Source organism: Xenorhabdus yunnanensis (genome assembly GCF_028598805.1).
In the GTDB taxonomy this organism is placed as follows: domain Bacteria; phylum Pseudomonadota; class Gammaproteobacteria; order Enterobacterales; family Enterobacteriaceae; genus Xenorhabdus; species Xenorhabdus yunnanensis.
Genome location: NZ_JAQRFI010000005.1, coordinates 24,601 through 48,470, shown reverse-complemented (window position 1 = coordinate 48,470; position 23,870 = coordinate 24,601). Strand labels below are relative to the sequence as shown.

Genomic DNA, 23,870 nt, shown 5'->3' with positions numbered 1-23,870 from the left:
GGTATTGGCTATAATGTGCAGCAATTTTTTTGGTGGTAAACTTTTTGTGGTGATTAATAATATGAATTCTCTCTTTGCCAGCACGGCACGTGGACTGGAAGAACTGTTAAAGAACGAATTAGAAATGCTGGGAGCGCAATCCTGTAAGATTGCCCAAGGTGGGGTTCATTTTCAGGGTGATGATCAGGTGATGTATAAAAGTCTGCTGTGGAGCAGACTGGCATCCCGTATCATGATGCCGCTTAATGAATTCAAAGTTTATAGTGATTTGGATCTGTACCTTGGTGTCCAGTCCATTGACTGGAGTGAGATCTTTTCAGTTGATAGCACGTTTTCTGTGCACTTCAGCGGCACGAATGAGGAGATCAGAAATACGCAATATGGCGCATTGAAAGTAAAAGATGCCATTGTTGATAGTTTTATGTGCAAAATAAAGCAACGTCCTGATGTTGCTAAACAACAACCTGATGTTCGTGTTCATGTCTTTCTGAATAAAGAGAAAGCAACAGTGTCACTCGATTTGAGTGGGGATAGCCTGCATATCCGTGGCTACCGTGATTTGGCCGGACAAGCACCGCTGAAAGAGAATCTTGCAGCAGCGATTATTTCTCGTTCTGGCTGGAATGCAGGAACGCCGATGGTTGATCCAATGTGTGGTTCAGGAACGCTGCTAATAGAAGCGGCCATGATGGCAGCAGATTGCGCACCTGGCCTGCATCGTAAGCATTGGGGATTCACATCATGGTTGAAATTCAATGAAACAATCTGGCGTGAAATTACTACAGAAGCACAAATACGTTTCCGTAAGGGATTACAGGAAACCACTTCTCGCTTTTTCGGAACGGATATTGATCGCCGTGTCATGGATATGGCACGTTCAAATGCGCGCAGGGCAGGGGTGTCTCAATTAATCCAGTTCCAGCAGGAAGATGCAAGCAAACTGGAAAATCCATTGCCGGAAGGGCCTGTGGGTACGGTATTAAGTAACCCGCCTTATGGTGAGCGTCTTGAAAGTGAACCCGCATTGATTGCACTGCATAGTATATTTGGTCGCGTGATAAAAGCCCGCTTCCCTGGCTGGCGTTTATCCTTGTTCAGTGCTTCACCAGAGCTGTTGAGCTGCCTGCAATTACGTGCAGAGCGTGAGTTTAAGGCCAAAAATGGCCCTCTGGATTGCATCCAAAAGAATTATCTTATCCAAAAGAATGATCAATTATCAGATACAACTCAGTCATTGGACGTAGGTATTGCTGAGGATTATGCTAACCGTCTGCGTAAAAATGAGAAAAAACTCAGTAAATGGGCTAAACAGCAAGGCCTTGATTGCTATCGTTTATATGATGCGGATTTACCAGAATACAATGTTGCTGTTGATCGCTATGCTGATAAAGTCATTGTGCAAGAATATGCACCACCGAAAACAGTGGATGCCAATAAAGCTCGCCAACGTCTGTTTGATGTCATCAGTGCGACAATGAATGTACTCGGCTTATCATCCAACCAACTGATCTTGAAAACTCGTCAACGTCAGAAAGGCAAAAACCAGTATGAAAAAATGGCCGAGAAGAAAGAATTCTTTTTGGTAAACGAATATGGCGCGAAATTCTGGGTTAACCTGACCGATTATTTGGATACAGGGTTATTCCTTGATCACCGTATTGCCCGCAAAAAATTGGGTGAAATGAGCCGAGGCAAAGATTTCCTCAATTTGTTTGCTTATACCGGTTCGGCGACAGTCCATGCAGGATTGGGTGGTGCGCGTTCGACGACTACGGTAGATATGTCCCGCACTTATCTTGAGTGGGCGGAGAAAAACTTACAGGTGAATGGCTTAACTGGACGCCAGCATCGTTTGATTCAGGCTGATTGCTTGGGATGGTTGGCTCAGACCCGTGAACAGTTCGATGTAATCTTTATTGATCCCCCAACATTCTCTAATTCCAAGCGAATGGAAGACACTTTTGATATTCAGCGTGATCACATTACATTAATGAAACAATTAAAATGCCTGCTACGTCCTGGTGGAACCTTAATGTTCTCCAATAATAAACGGGGTTTTAAAATGGATTTTGCTGAATTGAATAAGTTAGGACTGGTTGCAAACGAAATAACAGAAAAAACTTTATCTCAGGATTTTGTCCGTAACCGTCAGATCCATAACTGCTGGCTGCTGTGTCACGCTGGCGAGGAAAAATAACATTATGTCATTGATTAGTTTATCCGGTGCTTGGTTATCATTCAGTGATGCGCCGTTGTTGGATAATGCTGAGCTGCATATCGAAGAAAACGAAAGGGTGTGTTTGGTTGGGCGAAATGGTGCGGGAAAATCCACATTATTACGCGTATTGGCAAAAGAACAACCACTGGATGATGGCTTAGTTATCTATGAACAGGATCTGATTGTTGCACGTTTACAGCAAGATCCTCCTCGTGATGTAGAAGGCACGGTATTTGATTTTGTTGCAGAGGGGGTAAAAGAGCAGGCGGAGTGCATTAAAGCGTTCCATAATGCTTTGCGTTTGGTGGAAACAGACCCCAGCGAAAAGAACCTTATCCGTCTGGCAGAATTACAGGAAATACTGGATATCCGTGGCCTCTGGTCATTGGATAGCCGTATTAGCGACGTGCTGAAACAACTTTCCTTGCCAGCAGAAGCGAAACTATCTTCACTATCTGGTGGTTGGTTGCGTAAGGCTGCATTAGGCAGGGCGCTGGTTTGCTCTCCAAGAGTGCTGTTTCTTGATGAACCGACCAACCACCTTGATATCGATACCATTGAATGGTTGGAGAATTTCCTGAGAAACTTTAATGGCAGTCTTGTGTTCATTTCCCATGACCGTTCATTCATTCGCAACATGGCGACACGCATTGTTGATTTGGATCGCGGGAAACTGACCTCATGGCCGGGAAATTACGATAAGTATCTTGAAGGAAAAGAAGAAGCCCTACGGGTTGAAGATTTGCAAAATGCCGAATTTGATAAAAAGCTGGCTCAGGAAGAAGTTTGGATCCGTCAGGGCATTAAAGCACGGCGTACCCGCAATGAAGGTCGGGTAAGGGCATTGAAAGCACTGCGTGTAGAACACTCTGAACGTCGCAATGTTATGGGAGCGGCGAAAATGCAGGTCGAAGAAGCGACACGTTCCGGTAAGATCGTATTTGAAATGGAAAATGTAAATTACCAGATTGGCGATAAAACATTGGTCAAAAATTTCTCGGCTCAAGTCCAGCGTGGCGATAAAATTGCGTTGGTGGGGCCAAATGGCTGCGGCAAAACGACGTTATTGAAGCTCATGCTGGGTGGGTTGTCAGCAGACAATGGGCGAATTCATTGTGGGACAAAGCTTGAAGTGGCCTACTTTGATCAGCACCGTACCGCATTGGATCCGGATAAAACCGTCATGGATAACCTGGCTGAAGGTAAACAAGAAGTCATGGTCAATGGACGTTCCCGCCATGTACTGGGTTATTTGCAGGATTTCCTTTTCCATCCTAAACGAGCGATGACGCCTGTACGAGCGCTTTCTGGTGGTGAGCGCAATCGTCTGTTATTGGCAAGGCTATTCTTAAAACCAAGCAACCTGCTTATTCTTGATGAACCGACCAATGACCTTGACGTTGAAACATTGGAACTACTGGAAGAATTGGTTGATGGTTATACCGGAACCGTGATTTTGGTGAGCCACGATCGTCAATTTGTTGATAATTCCGTTACTGAATGCTGGATTTTTGAAGGTAATGGTGAAATCAACAATTATGTAGGGGGATATTACGATGCTCAGCAGCAGCGGATGCAAACTATTTCCCTGCGTCAAGCTTCAGAGAAAAAGGTGAATGTTGACGACAAGGCAGTAAAACCGAAAGAATCGCCTAAACGGACAAACAATAAGATAAGTTACCATTTACTGCGTGAATTAGAGCAACTACCATCATTATTAGAAAAGCTGGAAGAAGAGACAGATAAATTACAATCTCAGGTCAGTGACCCAGATTTCTTCAATCAATCACATGAAATTACCCAAAATGTTCTGAATGAATTAGCGAATAAAGAACAAGAATTGGAAAAAGCTTTTGATCGTTGGCAGGAATTGGAAATGATGAAAAACGGATGATAGCTGCTGCATAAAAGAAACTTGTGGGTTTTGCTAAAGGAGAAACACTTTGTGTTCCAATAACCACCAGCACAACAAGCTGGTTCTTTGTCCCCAGTGTGACATGCTGGTGGCTGTGCCTGATTTGGAACAAGGGAAAAAGGCGGTTTGTCCACGGTGTAATACTTTACTGACCGCAAAGTGGAAAGAGCCGCGTAACCAACCAACAGGCTATGCATTAAGCGCATTAATGATGCTTTTTCTCGCGTGCCTGTTTCCTTTTGTTAGCATGAGTGTTGCGGGGATTGAGAGTAAAATAACGTTGACTCAGATCCCCGAAATGATGTTCAGTGAAGATTATTCCAGCATGGCTGTGTTTTTCCTGATCTTCGTTCAGCTCGTGCCGGCATTTTGTATGGTTGCCATCATCTTCTTATGTCAAAACGTCAAAATGGCGCGCCGCTTGAAAATAGAGTTGGCGCGCATTCTGTTTAAGATGAAAACGTGGTGTATGGCAGAAATCTTCCTTGCGGGAGTACTGGTGAGCTTTGTTAAGCTCATGGCATACGGTGAAATCAGCATTGGTTTGAGCTTCTTGCCTTATTGTCTATTTTGTTTGTTTCAAATCAGGGCATTTCAATGCCTTGACAGACATTGGTTTTGGAATGAAATAGAAGCTGCCCCTGAAATTTGTCACAAATTACAAGCAGGAGTTCCCGGATTGGTGCAAGGAGTCAGGTTGTGCCAGTGTTGTTCAGCCATTTTGCCAGCCCATCAGTTTCAATGCTCCCGTTGTCACACAAGGGGATATGCTCGTCGTCACCATAGTCTCCAATACACAATGGCACTACTGATAACATCCGTCATACTTTATATTCCGGCGAATGTTTTACCAATAATGATAACCCAATCATTAGGAAGTCACATTCACTCCACTATTCTAGAGGGTATTATTCTACTTTGGAGTTCTGGTTCTTACCCTGTTGCAATGATTATTTTTATTGCCAGTATTATGGTGCCTTTATTGAAAATGCTGGCTATCAGTTGGTTGTGCTGGGATGCGAAAAGCCAAGGCAAACATGACTCAGAAACGATGCATTTTATTTATGAAGTCGTGGAGTTTGTTGGCCGTTGGTCAATGATTGATGTGTTTGTTATTGCTGTATTATCGTCGTTGGTTCAGATGGGGCAGCTAATGAGCATCTACCCGGCTATAGGGGCGGTACTGTTTGCTTTGGTAGTAATCTTGACAATGTTTGCATCAATGACATTTGATCCGCGTTTAACTTGGGATAAATCCAACAGTAAATTTGTATTACATAAAAATGAGGAATCGTAAGGTGACGGATAAAGAAGAAGATCTGACTCAAGCCCGAATCAGTAAACTGAAGAGTTGGTCACCTATATGGATTGTACCAGTTATCACTGTGCTTATTGGGGCGTGGATATTGTTTTATCATTTCAGTCACCAAGGGCCGGAAGTGATTTTGACAACAACGGGTGCTGAGGGGATTGAAGCAGGAAAAACTAAAATCAAAAGCCGTAGTGTAGACGTTGGTGTCGTCGAAACCGTATCACTGAGCGATAACTTGAACAAGGTTATTATCACCGCTCGCCTTAATTATGGTATGGAGCGTCTTTTGCGCAAAGATACCACCTTTTGGGTTGTAAAACCTCAGATTGGGCGTGAAGGGGTTTCCGGCCTGAGTACATTACTATCAGGTGCATTTATTGAATTACAGCCCGGTACACAAGGAGAGGAAGAACAAACCTTTTCATTGCTTGCTTCACCCCCACTTGCTTCCCCTGATGCAAAAGGCATTCGTATTATCCTGACCAGTGAAGAGGCAGGGCGATTAACACCTGGTGATCCCGTATTATTCCGGGGTTATCGTGTAGGCTCGGTTGAAACTGCTTCCTTTGATCCAAACTCTCGACAAGTTCAATACCAAATTTTCGTTAATGACCCTTACGATGGTTTATTGACAACAAACGTCAGATTTTGGAAGGACAGTGGTGTATCTTTCGATATGTCATCGCAAGGTTTACGGGTTGATGTAGCTTCATTATCAACCTTGTTTGCGAGTGGAGTAAGTTTTGATGTACCGAAAGGTTGGATTCTGGGTAATCCTGTTAAAGAAAAAGAAGTTTTCAAACTTTATGATAGTGAAAGAAGCATCCAAAACTCACTTTATACCGAGCATAAAGACTTTTTATTATTTTTCTCTGATTCAGTGCGTGGATTGCAGACGGGAGCACCCGTAGAATTCCGTGGTATCCGATTGGGTACTGTAGCTGCAGTACCTTTTTATCCTGAAGGGGTTAAGCAACAGCTCGATAATGATTTCCGCATTCCTGTATTGATTCATATAGAGCCTGAGCGTTTTAAGAAAGAATTAGGAAATGGATTCGATACAGACAAAGAATTAAAGTTGATTATTGCGCGAGGGCTAAGAGCCTCCTTGAAATCGGGAAATTTACTGACTGGTGCATTGTTTATTGATCTGGATTTTTACCCTGATGAGAAAGTCTGGAAAGATCCGTATGAAATTGCAGGTTATGAAACTCTACCAACAATCAGTGGTGGTTTAGCGCAAATCCAGCAGAAGATTATAACGGCATTGGATAAAATCAATAACATGCCGATTGAGCCAGTATTTAATCAGGCAAAACGGACACTCGAAGAAAGCCAGAAGACGATGAAAGAAGCACATAAAACAATGGGTGAATTAAATCGTATTTTCGCGAGTCAAGAAGCACAGGCACTTCCTAAAGATATACAAAATACATTACATGAGTTGAACCGCAGTATGCAGGGAATTCAACCAGGTTCACCCGCTTATAATAAACTGATGGATAATATGCAGCGGTTGGATCAAGTATTACGTGAATTGCAACCTGTTTTAAAAACGCTTAATAATAAAAGTAATGCATTAGTATTCGAAGCTGAAGCAACAAAAGATCCAGAACCTAAAAAGGCACTTAAATAATGAAAAAGTTGATTTCAAGATTGGCATTTTTTATTCCCGTTAGTGTTTTTGTGGTTGGGAGTCTATTTACTTCTGGATGCGGCAGTAGTCAACCACAAAAAACGTATTATCAATTGCCTGTTTTGACCAATGCGGTAGCGGAAAAGTCTGCATTACAGGAGATCAAACTGGGGGCGAAACATGAACCGCAGTTGTGGATAAAAAGTGTTAACCTTTCTGACTACCTTGCTGCTCCTGGAATAGTGTATCAAACAGGAGATGTAAGCTATGTCAATGCATCAAACCATTTATGGGCTAGCCCGTTGCAGCAGCAGTTACAACAAGCATTGAGCTCTGAACTGAGCGCCGCATTTCCAAATCGTTTGGTTTCTGGTCAGGAATTAGAAAAAGACGCAGATGCGTTGGATGTCACAATAACTGCTTTTCACGGGCGATATGATGGTCAGGTGTTGATTGAAGGCTATTGGATACTGTCTAACTCAGATAAGGTGGTTAAGCGGCCTTTCAACTTTAAGTTAAAACAGGAAAAAAATGGCTATGCTGAATTAGTGCTTACTTTATCAAAGGGTTACAGTCAGTTAGCTAAATCAATTGCCAAACAACTTTCTTTGCAATCTTAACCGAGTAAATGTTTATCATAACTATTTTATGTCTACCTTTGCTTGATATTCATTTTATACAAGGTATCACTAGGAAAAATCAGGCAAAAAATGATCATTTATTCATCTTCATGGTAACAAGTGAGGAAATAAGACATGAAAAGACAAAAAAGAGACCGTTTAGCAAGAGCACTTTCCAGAGGCTATCAAGCAGGCATTTTGGGACGGCCACGGGAGAATTGTCCTTATCATTCATTAGATGCTCGTTCGTATTGGTTAGGGGGATGGCGTCAAGCGTGGGAAGATCGTGTTTGAGGTAATTAAATGGGAAACACCTCCGCCACTTGCGGAGGTTTTCAGCATCGGAGACAGAGGTTAATCAATTTGTTAGTCGCCAATGTCAGTTCATTTGTTCGTTCATTAAAAAGTACTGGTATCTTTGAATAAGCCTACTTTCAAATCAGCCGCAGTATAAATCAGTTTGCCATCTACCAGCACTTCACCATCGGCCAGCCCCATAATTAATTTGCGATTAATGACACGCTTGAAATTAATGCGATAGGTCACTTTTTTTGCCGTTGGTAATATCTGACCAGTAAATTTGACTTCCCCAACGCCGAGTGCGCGGCCTTTACCTTCTCCACCGATCCAGCCTAAGAAGAAACCGACGAGCTGCCACATGGCATCAAGACCGAGGCAGCCGGGCATAACAGGATCATTGACAAAATGACAATCAAAAAACCACAACTCAGGATTGATGTCGAACTCAGCCTCGACATACCCTTTATTGTAAGTACCACCGATTTCTGTCATTTTCGTGATGCGATCCATCATCAGCATATTGCCAGAAGGCAGCGGTGGTCCATTTTCACCAAACAATTTACCTTGTCCAGAGGCTTGAAGTTCTTCTTTCGTGTAGGACTCTTGTTTTTTAAACATATTCTCAGATTGCCTTATAATCGTGTAAGGCTAGAGAATAGCGTACACTTGTACGCTCAACAACTCCGATCAGATAATAATGGAATTAACCCAACCAGCGGAGAAACCACGGGAATCGAGGTCTTTCTTGAATATTAGCCTGTGTTATGCGTTCATGTATGATAGCTAACAGATGTTCTTTTTGTGGATCATAATAGGGAATGCCGAGTAACAATGATGCAGCTTCAGAGACATGCTCGACTGCCCAAATATGAAATTGCCCATTTTTTACCGCATTAACAACATCTTGATTCAAGCATAAATGTTGAACATTTGTGGTTGGAATAATGACACCTTGATGGCCGGTTAGCCCGCAGTAGTGACATAGACGGAAGAAGCCTTCAATTTTTTCATTAACTCCACCAATGGGTTGTACATAACCAAATTGGTCCACGGCACCAGTAACAGCAATTTGCTGGTCGATAGGCTGTTGTGACAGAGCGCTGATAAGGGCACATAGTTCGGCGAGTGAAGCGCTGTCTCCGTCCACTTCACCATAGGATTGTTCGAAGACAATGGAAGCAGAGAAAGGCTGTGGTTGATCTAATTTCAATTCAGAAATTAAATAAGCCTGCATGATCATCATACCCTTAGCATGAATATTGCCGCCTAACTCAACCTTGCGTTCCACATCAATAAATTCTCCATCTCCTAAGTGTGCAACACAACTGATACGAGAGGGTTCTCCCATTGGGTCAGGATGCCCAGGATATTCGAGCACGGATAGCCCATTGATTTGGCCGATAACTGAGCCTTGTGTGCGAATCAATACCTGACCTTTCAGAATTTCGTCCATACTGCGTTCGGACAAATAGCCATGACGCCAAGTACGATTATCTTCCGCTTGTTGTAGAGAATCTTTGGTGATCTGATTTTCCTGATGATAAATGGCTGCGGCTTCCAGTTTTTGTTGCACCCATTGAATATCCAGAGGTAACTGGAATTGATCTTCTGTATAACGAGCAGCGAGTTTAATCAATTCAGGCCAGGCATCAGCACTTAATGGAGGCAAGTTTTGTTGCTGGATGATCCCATTAACGTACCGACACCATACTGTCAGATCATCTTCTTCATGAAAGGGCATATCCAGTTCAAATTCACCATACAATGCACTGTTCGCCAGTTCAGGTTCAATGGATTGTAGCTCTTCAAGACTGAGTCTGTCCCCGACTAAAAGCAGGCGTAGATCCAGTTCCATTGAAGGTATCGGCAGTGGGAGAGGTTGCTTTTCATCGTGTGATAGCCAGTCAAAACGGTGTTGAATAATCATCTGCTTGAGACGAACCCACATCAATGGTTGAGAGAGCAGGGTGCGCAGAGACAGAATCAAGATACCACCATTTACCTGATGGATAAGGCCGGGTTGCAGTTGAAGCACCCCTTGATGTGTATAGATATTGCCAAATAATTGCTCTGGTTCAATCCACTCACGGTAAGCAACACGTTCAGTCGGTGCAAAAAAGCCTTCCCCTGTGGAGTGCCAAGTAATGGTTTGGTGCTCTATCTGATAATAGCCGCCGAGACTTAGACGGTTTTCCGGCAACAAAGAGGAAATAGTATCGGATAAAAGAGACAGATAAGCATTACTCTCTTCCGCCTTCAGCAGCATAAAAGGCTGGCGCAGAGAGGCCTGACAAAAAAGGGATAATCCACTGTGCAGCCTGGGTTGAACCTCATCCATTGTGATGGGGGACAATTCAGCGACAGAATTAAAGAGTGCTTGATAAGGCGCATTGTTTGGCTGTAATGCCTGCCAGTCTAATTTTATATTCGTCAAAGTGTTAGCTACATATAGTAAAAAGAAACATTTATTATACAAGATTAAGCAATGAACCAACATGCCTGAATTCTGAAAGAAATGACATTTGAGCCTGCGCTTTCATTGCTTGTAAAATATGCCTGTATTCTGTGTTGTTATGAGCAATTCAAAGAAATAGTTGCTATGCTTAATTTAAGTTACGCTGTCACTGAGAGATGAAATGAAATATCAACAATTGGAAAATCTGGAATGTGGCTGGAAATGGGCATATTTGGCAAAAAAGCACCGTGAAGGTGAGCCGATTACTAAATACATTGAAAAAAGTGCGGCACAGGATGCGGTCAATGAACTAATGAATTTAGAACGAGAACCAGTCAAGGTACTGAAATGGATTTCTCTGCACATGAATCCGGATTTATCCAACCGAATGAAGCAAACGATTCGGGCACGGCGTAAACGTCATTTTAATGCTGAACACCAACATTCACGTAAAAAATCGATTGATCTGGATTTTCATGTTTGGCAACGGCTTTCAGCGCTCTCCCGACGCCGCGGCAATACTTTGTCAGAAACGATCATACAGTTGTTGGAAGATGCTGAATATCGGGAAAAGTATACTCATCAAATATCGAGTTTGAAGCAGGATTTGGAAGCAATATTGGGGAAATAACCCCAGTAATAACCAATAGGAAAATAAACCAAAACATAAAACCCCATTTAAAATGGGGTTTTTAATAAATAGATAGAAGCTGTATTACTTAGCTGCTTGTGGATGAGTAACCACTTTAGTAACACCCTGAATGTTGATAATTACACGGCGATCCGGAGCCAAGCAGTCGATAAGCTTAGAGCGAACTTTAATTTTGTCACAGGTAGAGCCAGTGACAGGATTTTCCTTACCGCGGCCTTCTGCTTGGATTGAATTCGCTGGAATGCCTTTAGCAACCAGGTAATCTACAACAGATTGAGCACGTTTATGAGACAGTGGCAGATTGTAATGTTGGCTGCCGATGCGGTCAGTATAACCGAGTACCAGAACCTTGCCTTGATCTGGGTCGATTCTGGTCAGTTGGTTGTACAGGTTATTCAGTTCCTGTTTACCTTCTGCTTTCAACGTTGATTTGTTGAAATTGAACAGAACGTCAGAGCGCAGGGTAAAGCTTTTGTTTTCAACAATAGGGGTTGGCGCTGCTACAACTGGAGGAGCAACTGGGACAACGATTGGTGCAGTTTCACCTTGACCAAAACGATAAGAAACACCAACACTCAACAGACCGTTATCTGGACGGGCACCAACACTGTTAGCGTCACCGATGTTGTTAACCCACTGGTAATCCAGACGGGTTGCCAGATTTTTGGTCAGTGCATATTCAACACCAACCGCAGCCAGAGGAGAGACCCCGGTATCGTGGTTTTTCAGTCTGCGCTGATCTGCTGCATTGGAATGGTAAGTTGCAGACGAGTCTGCACGCCATATCATACCGCCAAGACGAGTATAAACATCCAGATTATTCAGAACTGGGTAACTCAGTTTGGTCGTTAGCTGAACACCTTGAGCGCGGAAAGAGCCGTTATTGATACTACCCTTATAGGCCATGCGTCCCAACCAGTCATAACCCAATTCAAAGCCTAAATATGGGTTTGCCTGATAACCGACATAGGCCCCTGCGCCTGGTTGGTTTTTGCGGGTAGGGCCGTTACCAATCAGGTTATCGTAATCATTTCCGTAGAAATTTACGTCATGGTACTGAGACCAACCCAACTTAGCACCGGTATACCAAGTGTTGTCCTTTGGAGCTGCTTGAGCAGCAGTTGCGAAAGCTGCCACTGCCACTGCTACTGCGATAGCTGTTTTCTTCATTTTACGCCTCGTTATCATCCAAATAGGCAATTGGCCTTAAAAGCCTTATTGTTAGCCATTGGTTAAAATGTTCTGTTAGGTAATCGTGCTTTAATCAGAAGATGTGTTCTGAAATATAAGAGCAGTAAGCACAACTCCCTAAACTGTGTAAAGTCTACAACGAAGTTAAAAAGTTACAAGTACACTGTGACTCATGACACAAAATATTTAATTACCGCCAGACAAACCCTAAGCATTATTGACGAATGTTTACAATATTTACGGTATTAATACATTGATTTCTATTGCAAACAATAATGAATATCAATTGGTAGCTTGTTTTTTATAAAAATTATTAAGATTAATCCTAATTTAAATCAATGATAGTAATTAGAGTGAATTTGTAATCTATTAGATTGCGAAATAAATTGATGTGATAAATTTTGTGGACGCATAATAAAACCGAGAGTAGTCCCTTTTTGTGCGGCCAGTTGTAGCGTATTTAATTGATATTCTGATAATTCGGGTAACCAACCCAATACAACGCTGTAATTGCCACTTGCCAAAGCCTTTTCCATGGCACTAATCGAAGCTATAGGGCAGACTTGATTTAATTGAATGATTTTATTTAGAGGAAGCCCTGCATTTATTAACCACTGACGGCTCAATTTCTTATTGGGGTTTACCCAAAGCAACCATCGATCTTCTTTTCCAGACTGATGTAATAAAGGAAGAAGAATCTGATGAATGGCAGGTTGGTGTTCACTGTAGACTAGCTCACTGACCGTACCTTTTATCGTATGTGAAATATATTGAGGTGGTTCCACAAAAGACAGCTTTTTCACGGTTATCCCAACCATTGTTTTGTCTGCTTTATGTTCGTTTACTGTTGTGCCAGCAGCTGTTGTTTTTTTCTCAGTGAGATATTCCCACGCTGATCGGATGCTCATAATGTTCCTCGTCATAACAAGCTGTATATTTATACAGTATAACGCTATTTGATTAAAAGCAAGTCTCTTTTTTTCAAAGCGCTTCGCAAAAATTTACAGAAATTAGAATTTTTCTGACTTAACGATTGGCAGTTGGAAATAGTTTGCGTATGGTTTTAATTAATTGTTCTTGTTATCTATTTTATTAATAGCAGACATAATCAAGCATTACGTTGGAATGTGATTCATGGAGTGATAAAAAATGTTTTTATCCGGAGCTCGTTTGGCCCAATTGCAACAAGGTGTATCTTCACTGGGAAAGCTTAAGAAAAAATCTCAATTTGGGGGCATTGGGCTGTTAATTGATGGTATTTTATTCGCTATTAGTTCTGATGGGGAACTTTATTTACGAGGAAATAGTCACGCCGAAGTATTATTTAAGGCTAGGGGAATGGAGAAATTTATTTATTCAAAAAGAGGAATACCTGTGACTTTGCGGTATTACCGTGTTAATGAATCGCTTTGGCAGGACCAAAAACAGTTACTTGAATATGTAAATTTAGCCTATCAATACACCATGAAAGAAATAATTGATAGATAGAAAATGCCTCTTAGGCTTAAAGATCTGCCTAATTTAGGGATCGCTTTAGAAAGGCAATTATGGAAAGTGGGTATCTCTAAAGTAGAAGAATTACGAATGTTGGGAGCAAAAGCGACTTACCTCAAACTCCAGCAGCATAGGAAAAAAACAAATGTCAGTTTGTTGCTTGCATTGGCAGGTGCAATAGAAGGGTGTCATGTGGCGGTATTACCAGAAAAGATACGTGACGAATTAATTAGCTGGCACAGCGAGCTGGTTCACCAGAATTCAGATACTCATTCATAATGAGTGAAGTTTGGTGAATAGGGGCGTGGGCCCCTATTGCCTAATTTCATGCGACAGCTGAAGATTTTTGGACAACTTGTTTTACTACTATGGATTGGATCGTATGGCTTAATATGGCTGGATCGTATTCAAAATCATTCAAAGGGATATGATGAACCTGAGCAATAGCTGACAGACCTTTTAGTAAATGGCTGGCAGAGTCATCAAAAGGTTTTTCGGTTACCAGTATAATTGGACGCTTTAAGGCGGAAGCCCAGCCCAATTCGATATGAGTACCATCTGTTCGTATTAGTTTTTTCTGTTGTGGACAAACTGGCAAAATGGCGACGAAAATATCACACTGTTCCATCCATTGGCGATCTCGTTGAGAAACTTCTTCTGGTGTAAATAGATGTGTTATTTTTCCAAATTGCTCTGCACGATGGGCTGAAAAAACTTCTGTACCGAGCGATTCCAATTGATGAATGGCAGTTTTGAGGTGAGTTTGTAAATTATTATCTAGTGTCTTGAGTTTTAAGGCGTGTTGAATAGGGCCACCGATAAATACTTTAAGATCAGAAAATATTATGGACATAGGATTGCCTCTTATAGAAATAAGATATAATTATTATTAATAGATGATAATAATGTATTTTGCTATACAAATATCATAGGGTCATCATTTTAATTAGCTATATTAATAAGTTAGCCATATTAATGGTTAACTATATTCATATGGTTATTTTATTATGTCAATTTTTGATTGGATGTTCTATTTTCAATATAATTAACAATAATGTCATTTGAATTATGATTAAAAATATCATGGCGAAAATTATATTTATTCCGCTCTTTTGAGAGGAATTTATTAATCATCGCTATAGCACGTTTTCTTTCTGTAGGATTATTAATAAATAAGTCGTTGCATTTTTTAATTAACTCTAAACCATCTTTCTCTGGCAAGTATGAGGGGATTTCAGGATATCCATATTCAGGTTGCCATAAAAAACCGTACTCGGAAGTATAATAATGTTGAAGATAAACTTCTAGCTGTAATTGCTGACTATAATTTTGTGGTGGTAAGAAAAAAACATCTTTATTGAGTGCGACACATTCATAAAATGTTGTAAGTCCCGGATTAGATAAAACCTTACGGGCACGCTGTAATTTTTGCAGAAAATCATGTCTTGCAAAACAGCCAACATGAATATGAGGATGTGTTTTGGCAAGCATATTTGCCAGATTTACGATTGTTTTGCCGCCGCCTGCAATAGTAATGTTGGTTTCGTTTTTCAGATTGGGAATAGACAACAATTCCTGAAGGAAATGGTAGTAAAAATCGGTTGTATCGGCGTAGACCGTATCAATGCCACCAAGAGTGATTAATACACCTTCTGGTGGATGGTCATCCATCATACATTCTTGCAGAGAGTCAGGAAGAATCGGTGGTACAACTTGATAATCACCTAACTTGTCACGGAATTTTTCAATATTTCGTTCTATTCCATGAAAATTCTGAATGAAGGTTTTTTCGGTTTGGTGCAGATCAACATGGAGATTATCCCACATCCAAAATAGAGTATCGATATAGATAATGGGTGTACCCAGTCCTGCAACAAAATTGATCGAGTTAGGGTTAGTGTTACTAATGTAAAGGCTTGCTCCTGAAATAAGTTCAGAATAGCGTGAAAGCTCGGTAACAGAGGTAGTATCACATTCATAAATAGCGTCAAATAAACTGGATTTCTGACCTAATTGAGAAGAGGTGAGTGTACCTAACAAAATAAACTTAGTGCCCGATATTAATTTATTTCGACGCTTTAACTGTTCCACCACATTTAATGTGGTGGATATTGGACCAAAACAGAATGGATCTGCGTCAAAAATAATATATGGAATATTTTTCAACATATTATGATCTCATAAAGGGATATTTACATTTTCTATATCAAATTGTTTAGTATAAGGACAATATAAAAAAGTACTGCCATGAAGGTTATGGAGGTGCAATCGTCCAGAAAGATTGAGATCGTTTGTCATCAAATTAGCCAAGAAAACATTGTGCAGATTTTGATGGGAGATAATGATCCGCATAGAAGACATTGAGAGTTCGTCACCCATTTGCATGATAAAACGATGGATTCTATCAGCTGCCTCCATCACCTGTTCTGAATTTTTAAATGGTGAATCAAGGGGGGTACGCAGTAACCGATAGGCATAATCGTCACCATAACGATGCGGAATATCCGCTAACTTCATGCCAATAAGCTCTTCTGGAAAGAATTCACACAGCGCATCAGTTTCTTGTATTGAACAAGATTTATGTGCCGAACTGAGTGCATTGGCGGTTTCAAGTGCCCGGCGTTGAGGTGAGGTATAAATATTTTGCCACGGAAGGTTCCCCAGTATTCGTGTACCAATTTCTTCAGCCTGTTTGATTGCAGTGGCATCAAGGGCGATCAGATTATCTTCAGGGCAATAATCTAGATGATCAAGTGGGATAACTTTTCCATGCCTGATCCAAAGTATTTTCAGGGGAGGGATGGGGCCATTGTAGTGTATGCGCCCGTCTACTTGATGGCTTGAAAGCTCATGAAATTGCCAAAAACAGTTGGCATTTTTGCCTATATCGGTCTCCAGATGAACATGTGTTGCACCATGGTGACGTCCCCATTGCAGCATGGCATGCCATAATCCATAACCTAGTTTCTGACGTTGGTATTCATCCCTGATATAAAATTCAGCAACATTCAGGGTCACTTTTTCTTCCCGCTCAAGGTATACATTGGCTAAGCCTGCCAATTGCCCGGCATTCAGCAACAAAAACAATCCTCTGTCACCTTGCTGGATACGTTGTTCAAGGACTGCGTGATTTTCTTTTGCAATAGTCTCTTCTGATTGATCCCCAAAGACTTCCGGCCAATGGCGTTGGAAATATTCGCCATAAAGATGAAGAAATGAATTCCACAAGGGGGATTGAGGGGTAACTTGTTTGAGTTCTAACATTTTACAAACTCCATTCAACTCTTGGTGAACTGAACATCAACATAACTTTCTCACACCACTGATGATAACTTGAGCTTGAGCGCCCTTTTTCTTGTCTGGGTTCAGTAAGTAATGGTTGCACTAATCCCTGATGTTTAAGTAATGTTTGCAGAGAGGAAGAACATTTTCCCCAATTTAATACAGTGCGATAAGGGCTTGATTGGTAAGAAGCATATAGTGAAATATCGCGTATTTCATCTTCAATGAGATGGGATTTTAGATAGTCCTTCAATGCTGTAAATTTTTCTTCAGCAGTGACATAAAAATCAGTGAAAATATTTCTGACAGAAAGAGGAATATTCTCCCTACCAGTTAGGCAAAGGCGTAATGCTCCACCTGTACGAATAAGTTTGTTGCCATTGAAAGAATAATAAGCGGCATGAACATGTAGGATTTCTGGTAAGCAATCTTGTCTTCCATAGCCCTGAGAAAGATCCAGAAATACATGGATATTGTGGCTATTTTGCGTTTTTTGCAGAAATTCCATACATCCCGGGTCAATATAACCTAAAGGATGAGCGAGAAGTACAGCACATGGTTGTGGAAGGCGGTTTAGCATTTCCACCATGGCTTGAATATCTGCTTGTAAAATCATGCTGGCCTGTGCAGGTGGCAGAACAGGGTAGAAAAGTGGCTGCCAATTGGCGGCGTAAATGGATTCAACCATACTTTGGCATATCCACTCTGGCATCAGGCAGTAACCCTGAGGAGCCACGGCTTTTAGGTCTTCACGGAAAAACCCCCGTACTGAACAGCCATAGTTTATTATATTGTCCGGCAGTATATTGCGATGGGATATCATGGCATGATCCTGAGATGAAGTCGCTCAATATACTCATTGGCTAATTGGTCATAGAATTCATTTTCTCTGCCCCATAGATCAACCTGAAGACCAGTGTGAGGGCAATAAAGCATTTCCAGATGACTAATCAGACAATTAATCCCCATTAACATTTCTCTGCCTTGATTACTGCAACCCCATTTAGCGGCATACCATTGATCTGAACCGTTATTTATCATTAAGGACCAAGCACCAGGAGTGCCCTTGTCGTCATAAGTGACCGCCAAATGATATTGGCTACTTTTGGATAACAAGCCAGGAAGGTACTGGAGGTCTTCACGGCTCAGGCTACGCATATCGCTCTGTTGAGTGACTTTCCAGCCCCAGACATCAATATATAGCGCATCTTGCCATAGCTGTTCCGTTTGTCCTGAAGTGCTGTAACGTGTGACGGTATGGTAGGTGCGAGCCTTCTTAAGGCTGCGTTTTAATCGTGTGGACTGTTGGTTCAAAAAAGCAACTACATTTGTCTTGGAAGGAATGTTGATAATGGGTGCCTGCCATTTATTTTCTTCATGACACCGTAAACCGTGCTGTTGCGCTAAATTATGTAGGTAGAAATAGGCATGGGATTCAGTATTCAGATACTTAAAGAAAACAGTTTGCTGCTTTAAAAGAGACAATAATTCTTTTTCTTCTTTAGCTGTAAAAGTGAAATCGAAGAAAGTATTGCTTTGCCATTGTTGTTGGTTTTTTTGCCAGACCAGATCAACATGTTCAAAATGCTTAAGTTCTGGGTAACGCAGCACTGTTCCCAGACGCCATAAATGTGAAGTGGTTGGATTAGCAAAAGAGTTCACTGATAAAGGTTGTTGCATAATTGCTTGGCTTATCAGTACTGCAATACTGTCTGGTGAATATTTCGAGCTATCCAGCAACGTTTCATGAGGTAAATTGTAATTCCACAAATTATCTTGAACGACTTCTCTGATACGAGATGCAGGCAAGCGATCTTCTATCGCTCGTTCCTGATTACGAGTAATAAGCGTTGACTCCTGCGCAATGAGCCGATAATGCAGAATTCGGATATTTTTTCGTGTAAATAGGAAACGGATAGCATCAATTTCTTCAGGATAAATAAATACACCATCCAGAATGATCAAATCACTACCTGCATCAAGGCAAGCATCAGCAACCTTTAATAATCGCAAGGTATCTTCCATGATAATTTTTTGCGTAAGATGTGATCTTGGTTCGACGAAATGATGAAAGGTATCCCACGGTAAATAGGAAACAGTTAACCCTTGCGCCAGCATGGCATCTTTTAATTGATTACACGCTGTGGACTTGCCACTTGCTGGTGTTCCTCTAACAACAACAACGGATTTATGCTTCATTACCCAATACCCTTGATTGCCAGCCTTGTATAATATCTACAATAGAATGTAGGTCAAAGACAGCCTTATAATAATCGTCATGACCAATTTTAGCGGCACGGTGCATGATCTGTTTTGCGGTATGACGTAACTCAATTTTATGATTGCTATTGCCCAAACACATTTCCTTACCTTGTGTGTTTGGTGCTGGAGCGTAAAGCAACATATTGCAATTTTGCCCAATCGCACGATAGTAAATCTGGATTGCTTTTTGTTGCGTAGTATTTTCCACAAACAGTACTTGTTCTGGTGGAATTTCAAGTGCTGCGCTGAGAAATTCAGGGGTATAAAGGGTAATATTGCGGTAATACACATCCAATATCATTAGTTCTTCATCTGTTCCCAGCGGATAAGTTGCATCCGGTGTTTTGGCATAGAGACCATATAGCATTGATGTCGGTAAAACAGCCTTGAGATGGGGAACCAACCGATCAATATGTTGGCGAAACTTATCTTCGGATGTATCCACCCAATAAATTGGCGGTAAAGGAATATTAAGTTGTTCCAAAGTATAAATAATGCCGGCTTCCAACCATGCCCTCATTGTTTTGTGGTTTGCTTGTTGAGGATCAAAATGCAATAAATCCGCCATCATGATCGCTTCATGGGACTGAAAATAGAGATAAACAGGCGCATTGTGTTGTGAAGCGATGATTGTTGGTATTACAGAATCAATCAAATCCTGTAGTGAAAGTCGGGCAGGAACACCTTTTGCGTAACAGATACAAGAACCTCCCAGAACATATTGGACAGGTAGGTTGTTATAATTGAATTGGGTGAAAAAAGGGTTGTCTAATCTCATGATTGATTTCCTGCCATAACCCACTGTAAAACATCTCCATAAATCGCATTATCAATCGGCACTGGCAGACAAATTCGGTCACTCACAATTGCATTGTGTTTCTCCAATTCAGATACAGGGAATGGATTTTTTTGCAGGCTCCAAGGGAAGCGATCAGAGTAGGGAGAAAGCTGATTTTTTATAATCGGATGATTAGCCAAATCCCATGCTTTCCAATCATATAGCAGCATTGAGTTAATACGATCTTTGGGCAACTTGCTGCGTTTTAACCAGACAGATACTGGTATCGTACCTTCTGGACGTGGAGTGACCCAATCAGTGGGAAGATGTTTCAGTATTTCTTGGTAACGTTCTATTAATAAGGTGCGAAACTGTTCGATATTTTCCAATTGATAAATCAGTAATGCAGCTTGTATTTCATTAAATTTATTGTTGTCACCAAAACCAATACTGTTGCCCCAATCCGGATAGCCCTCTTCTGTACGTTCAGCACCGTGGTCGGTCATCATACAGGCATTCATGAACAGTGGATTATTTTTGGCAATAAGCAAGCCTCCCTCACCACTGCTGATTAATTTATTGGCCTGAAAACTGAAACAGCCATATTCTCCAAACGTACCTACAGGCTGACTTTGATATTTTACGCCCATAGCTTGTGCACAGTCTTCAATCAGATGCATATTATTTTGTTGGCAAATCTGGGAGATTTCAGCAATTGAAGCAGGAGTACCTTCCAAGTGAACGATAATTACCGCCAGAGGTTTGGTATCCATTTGATTTAAAATTTTGTTTAATGCTTCTGGGCACATCATGCCATTGTCATCGACATCAACGAGAATAGGAATTAACCCACAACTAAGTACAGCATTGGCAGTAGCGATAAATGAGATAGAAGGAATGAGAACCCATTGTCCTATTTGTGGCCTGAGCCCAAGTAAAGCAGCTTTGAGAGCAACTGTACCATTTGTGAGTAGAATAGCATGCTGGGTATGCAGGATATTTTGTAATAGCTTTTCTGCTTGACGACAATATTGGCTCTCTGTGGCATATCTGAATACTGCTTTATTATCAAGGGCAGTTTGCAAGCGAAGCCGTACATTATCAGCAATCTTGGTGTTACCGAGATAAGGTCTAAGATATGACATATTATTATCCTAATAATAAATATTTTTATTAAAATCATCTGTGCCAATCATGTACCGGAGCAGGCACTTTATTCATTTGAATTATTAAAAAAACAACTATTGCAATGAGCAAAAGTATCGAGAAGCCAATCACGGGTAAAAAATATTGTGTAGAATCAGGAGCAATGGATACCGTGATTGCAGCTATTGGGAATGAAAAATTCATTGTTACCTGAAATAAAGAAAACAGACGGCCTTGTTGCATCTCCAATCCTTTTTGATAAATAATATTAGTAATTAATACATTGAAATAAATTATTGCAATGTTATAGAGCAAATAAAAAAAGGATTTTGCATAAAAAGGTTGTAATTGAAAAAACAGAATACCAAATATAAACATACCAATAAATATTGAAATGGGATAACGTTGGATACGATTATCAACGCTTGTTTTACTGAGTAATGTTGTGCAAAAAATAGGTATCAGAGCACTGAATAAATAGAACAGGGTAACCAATCCATAGCTTTTATCTGCCAAACTTCCCATGACAATAACGGGGAGTGCTACCATCAGAAACGCATTGGAAAAAATAGTGAAGACGACAGCAATGGCAAATGTTTTATAATAGCTCTGCTGAAATACAGAACGTAGTCCAACAGCTAACTGGGATTTTTGCTCCGCTGTACGTTTTATCTTCATTTTCATCATGAGATAGCAGACATAAAAATAAGGAAGCAGAGAAACTAATTTGATAGTTACAATCGTGTCGATCCCTTGAGTAATTCCCAGTAAAGCTCCAAATCCAGGGCCAAGGGCTGAAATAAGTGAGGTGGCAATAACAATATAGAGAGATACATTCAAATGTTTACCACCCTGTTGCTCTGTCCAATCATTAAGTTCATGCCAGGCAACACGTGACCACGGAATCTCATAGGCAAAAAGAAACTCTAATAATGAAATAAATAAAAGTAGCATAATAGGAGAAAACTCTATTTTAATCAGTAACAATATCAACAGTGACAAGGTGCTGAAAATTTCAATCAATAATATAACGATACGAAACTTCCAAATGTCTGCTGAATAATCTATCTTATAACCCCATAACAAAGCACCAATAGATGTAAATAGAAATATGACTCCCATGTTGGCATAATAGTATGTCATTGGTGTATTCTCAGATAATAATATATAGGGATATCCAACTGCAAGAATACTTGAGCCAACACCATTAATAAATAAAGAAGTAAGAAACAAATATCTTATCATCGTTTTAATCTTGTTTTATGGTTATATAATTAAATTTAGTATTGTAATTTTTTAAATGTTTCATACACTCATGTTCATTTTTAGCTGAGAAAATAATATACCCCATTTTTTCAGTGTAATGAGTGTTGGTAAAATAACTACCCGTTTTTGCATATTGTTCCCATTCAATGACATGTTCATCAATAATTTCTTCTATGGGAGTCAGGAATTCTACTTTACCAATTGGTGGGTTGAAAATGATCATGCCAATGCAATTGGCATCTGAGTGTTCTGTGGAAAAAGAAGATTCTTTGCCAATAGAAGATGCACAAAGAGATGAGGGCGAGATCAATGCATCGATAAAGGTATCAAAGGCATGTTTATTATAAGCGAGTGCATGAAGGTCGAATAATCTCAGCCCTGGTGGACGTGATGCTGTCTCGCAAAGTATGAGATTATTGGTATTTTCTTCAATAAAAATTTCAGTATGAGTGAAACCGTATTCAAGGTTGAATGCCTGTAATACTTGCTGGTTAAACTCAAACAGTCTATGGCTGTCTGGAGAGTCTGGCAGCATAGTATGCCACATAAAATGACCGGGTTCTGTTTGATTGGAAGAGAGTAGTGAACAGGCGTAAGCTCCAATACTTTGATAGATAATTTTATGCTGTAATACAGCCGTATCAACATGCAGTAACTTACCTTGGATTTTCTCTTCAACCAGATACTCTTCAGGTGTATCAAGTTTCTGTAATGCGCAGAGCAAAGAGGTACAGTCAGAATATTCTGTCACTCCCATAGAACCCCAGAATGAGCGTGGTTTTACAATAAAACCGACTTTATTGCCTTTATATCTGGCAGATTGCTCGACTGATGCGGTAAAAGTTTGAAAATGTTCACTAGAAGTGAGTATTTCTGAAGCCAGAGTAAATTGAGGGCAAGCAAGCCCATGTTCATTGGCAACCTTACGCATTATCCATTTATCTCTAAATGATTGCGCTACATCAATTATGTGAGGATCTTGGTTAATATAAGCTGCGATAGTCGCCATCAATTCAACATGAAGCTCAGAAAACGCCATAAAATAGTTAATTTGAATAGGATCTGTGATAATTGCCAGTGTGTCTTTGACCTGTTTCAGTGCTGATATGATTCTTTTACAGCCATTGTCAGCCAGCGGATCATCAATCACCAAATATGCCAATGCTAAAGAGCAATCCGTTGAATCCAGCCATTTTTTCTTGATCAGCAAAATAATATTTAAATTATGTTGATAACAGAGACGAATAAAACGTTCACTGTCTTTGATATCCGGCATGCAAAAAATAGTCGGCTTCCCGCGATGAAAACTAACCTGATTATTGATATGTATTTCTAGAGACATA

General features: G+C 40.6%; 20 protein-coding genes and 1 pseudogene. 8 read left to right on the top strand and 13 right to left on the bottom strand.

All coding sequences use genetic code 11. The annotated features are described in order from the left end of the window. Positions 1-61: 61 nt before the first annotated feature. The 6 genes from rlmKL to rmf all read left to right on the top strand — a co-directional run bounded on the left by rlmKL (position 62) and on the right by rmf (position 7,995). Positions 62-2,197, top strand: coding sequence for a bifunctional 23S rRNA (guanine(2069)-N(7))-methyltransferase RlmK/23S rRNA (guanine(2445)-N(2))-methyltransferase RlmL (gene rlmKL, locus PSI23_RS03490; protein WP_273553773.1), 2,136 nt, complete (start codon positions 62-64; stop codon positions 2,195-2,197). A 4-nt stretch (positions 2,198-2,201) separates the two neighbouring features. After that, positions 2,202-4,112 (top strand): ABC transporter ATP-binding protein, encoded by a 1,911-nt coding sequence (locus tag PSI23_RS03485; RefSeq protein ID WP_273553772.1) that lies wholly within the window; start codon positions 2,202-2,204, stop codon positions 4,110-4,112. A gap of 49 nt (positions 4,113-4,161) precedes the next feature. Further along, positions 4,162-5,430, top strand: coding sequence for a membrane integrity-associated transporter subunit PqiA (pqiA, locus tag PSI23_RS03480; RefSeq protein ID WP_273553771.1), 1,269 nt, complete (start codon positions 4,162-4,164; stop codon positions 5,428-5,430). Between the two features lies 1 nt (position 5,431). After that, positions 5,432-7,081: an intermembrane transport protein PqiB gene (gene pqiB / locus PSI23_RS03475; protein ID WP_273553770.1), complete on the top strand. Its 1,650-nt coding sequence runs from the start codon at positions 5,432-5,434 to the stop codon at positions 7,079-7,081. Then, complete coding sequence (pqiC, locus tag PSI23_RS03470; RefSeq protein WP_273553769.1) at positions 7,081-7,701, top strand: membrane integrity-associated transporter subunit PqiC; 621 nt, start codon at positions 7,081-7,083, stop codon at positions 7,699-7,701. The genes pqiB and pqiC overlap by 1 nt, the downstream gene beginning before the upstream one ends. Before the next feature lie 135 nt (positions 7,702-7,836). Then, entirely contained in the window at positions 7,837-7,995 is a 159-nt protein-coding gene (gene rmf, locus PSI23_RS03465) for a ribosome modulation factor (RefSeq protein WP_273553768.1), read from the top strand. Between the two features lie 105 nt (positions 7,996-8,100). Here rmf and fabA read toward each other — a convergent pair whose 3' ends face one another. Both fabA and PSI23_RS03455 read right to left on the bottom strand, forming a co-directional pair. Beyond that, on the bottom strand, positions 8,101-8,619 hold the full coding sequence (gene fabA / locus PSI23_RS03460; protein WP_273553767.1) for a bifunctional 3-hydroxydecanoyl-ACP dehydratase/trans-2-decenoyl-ACP isomerase: 519 nt from the start codon (positions 8,617-8,619) through the stop codon (positions 8,101-8,103). A gap of 85 nt (positions 8,620-8,704) precedes the next feature. Continuing rightward, positions 8,705-10,435, bottom strand: a complete 1,731-nt coding sequence (locus tag PSI23_RS03455; RefSeq protein ID WP_273553766.1) for an AAA family ATPase — start codon at positions 10,433-10,435, stop codon at positions 8,705-8,707. 202 nt (positions 10,436-10,637) lie between these two features. Between PSI23_RS03455 and matP the strand changes: the two genes are divergently transcribed. Then, complete coding sequence (matP, locus tag PSI23_RS03450; RefSeq protein ID WP_273553765.1) at positions 10,638-11,087, top strand: macrodomain Ter protein MatP; 450 nt, start codon at positions 10,638-10,640, stop codon at positions 11,085-11,087. 84 nt (positions 11,088-11,171) lie between these two features. Here the strand turns inward: matP and ompA are convergent, their stop codons facing one another. Both ompA and sulA read right to left on the bottom strand, forming a co-directional pair. After that, a complete protein-coding gene (gene ompA / locus PSI23_RS03445; protein ID WP_273553764.1) occupies positions 11,172-12,278 on the bottom strand; it encodes a porin OmpA in 1,107 nt (368 codons plus the stop codon). A 356-nt stretch (positions 12,279-12,634) separates the two neighbouring features. Beyond that, the gene (sulA, locus tag PSI23_RS03440; RefSeq protein ID WP_273553763.1) at positions 12,635-13,207 is read right to left on the bottom strand and encodes an SOS-induced cell division inhibitor SulA; all 573 of its coding nucleotides are present in this window, start codon (positions 13,205-13,207) and stop codon (positions 12,635-12,637) included. Positions 13,208-13,448: 241 nt separating this feature from the next. On the opposite strand from sulA, the pseudogene PSI23_RS03435 reads away from it, so the two are divergent. Further along, positions 13,449-14,072 (top strand): annotated as a pseudogene (locus PSI23_RS03435) (TfoX/Sxy family DNA transformation protein). Positions 14,073-14,118: 46 nt separating this feature from the next. On the opposite strand, the gene PSI23_RS03430 reads toward PSI23_RS03435, so the two are convergent. From PSI23_RS03430 to PSI23_RS03390, 9 genes are all read right to left on the bottom strand, one after another. Beyond that, positions 14,119-14,646 (bottom strand): nucleoside 2-deoxyribosyltransferase, encoded by a 528-nt coding sequence (locus PSI23_RS03430; protein ID WP_273553762.1) that lies wholly within the window; start codon positions 14,644-14,646, stop codon positions 14,119-14,121. A gap of 152 nt (positions 14,647-14,798) precedes the next feature. Then, positions 14,799-15,962 (bottom strand): hypothetical protein, encoded by a 1,164-nt coding sequence (locus PSI23_RS03425; protein WP_273553761.1) that lies wholly within the window; start codon positions 15,960-15,962, stop codon positions 14,799-14,801. Between the two features lie 9 nt (positions 15,963-15,971). After that, complete coding sequence (locus PSI23_RS03420; protein ID WP_273553760.1) at positions 15,972-17,057, bottom strand: GNAT family N-acetyltransferase; 1,086 nt, start codon at positions 17,055-17,057, stop codon at positions 15,972-15,974. Position 17,058: 1 nt separating this feature from the next. Continuing rightward, a complete protein-coding gene (locus PSI23_RS03415) occupies positions 17,059-17,898 on the bottom strand; it encodes a hypothetical protein (RefSeq protein ID WP_273553759.1) in 840 nt (279 codons plus the stop codon). Then, positions 17,895-19,274: a P-loop nucleotide/nucleoside kinase family protein gene (locus tag PSI23_RS03410; RefSeq protein WP_273553758.1), complete on the bottom strand. Its 1,380-nt coding sequence runs from the start codon at positions 19,272-19,274 to the stop codon at positions 17,895-17,897. Before PSI23_RS03410 ends, PSI23_RS03415 begins: the two co-directional genes overlap by 4 nt. Beyond that, positions 19,264-20,115: a hypothetical protein gene (locus PSI23_RS03405; protein WP_273553757.1), complete on the bottom strand. Its 852-nt coding sequence runs from the start codon at positions 20,113-20,115 to the stop codon at positions 19,264-19,266. The genes PSI23_RS03410 and PSI23_RS03405 overlap by 11 nt, the downstream gene beginning before the upstream one ends. Continuing rightward, complete coding sequence (locus tag PSI23_RS03400) at positions 20,112-21,260, bottom strand: DegT/DnrJ/EryC1/StrS family aminotransferase (RefSeq protein WP_273553756.1); 1,149 nt, start codon at positions 21,258-21,260, stop codon at positions 20,112-20,114. The genes PSI23_RS03405 and PSI23_RS03400 overlap by 4 nt, the downstream gene beginning before the upstream one ends. A 34-nt stretch (positions 21,261-21,294) precedes the next feature. Next, positions 21,295-22,506, bottom strand: a complete 1,212-nt coding sequence (locus PSI23_RS03395) for an MFS transporter (RefSeq protein ID WP_273553755.1) — start codon at positions 22,504-22,506, stop codon at positions 21,295-21,297. Between the two features lie 4 nt (positions 22,507-22,510). Further along, positions 22,511-23,869 (bottom strand): ATP-grasp domain-containing protein, encoded by a 1,359-nt coding sequence (locus tag PSI23_RS03390; RefSeq protein ID WP_273553754.1) that lies wholly within the window; start codon positions 23,867-23,869, stop codon positions 22,511-22,513. Position 23,870 lies beyond the last annotated feature (1 nt).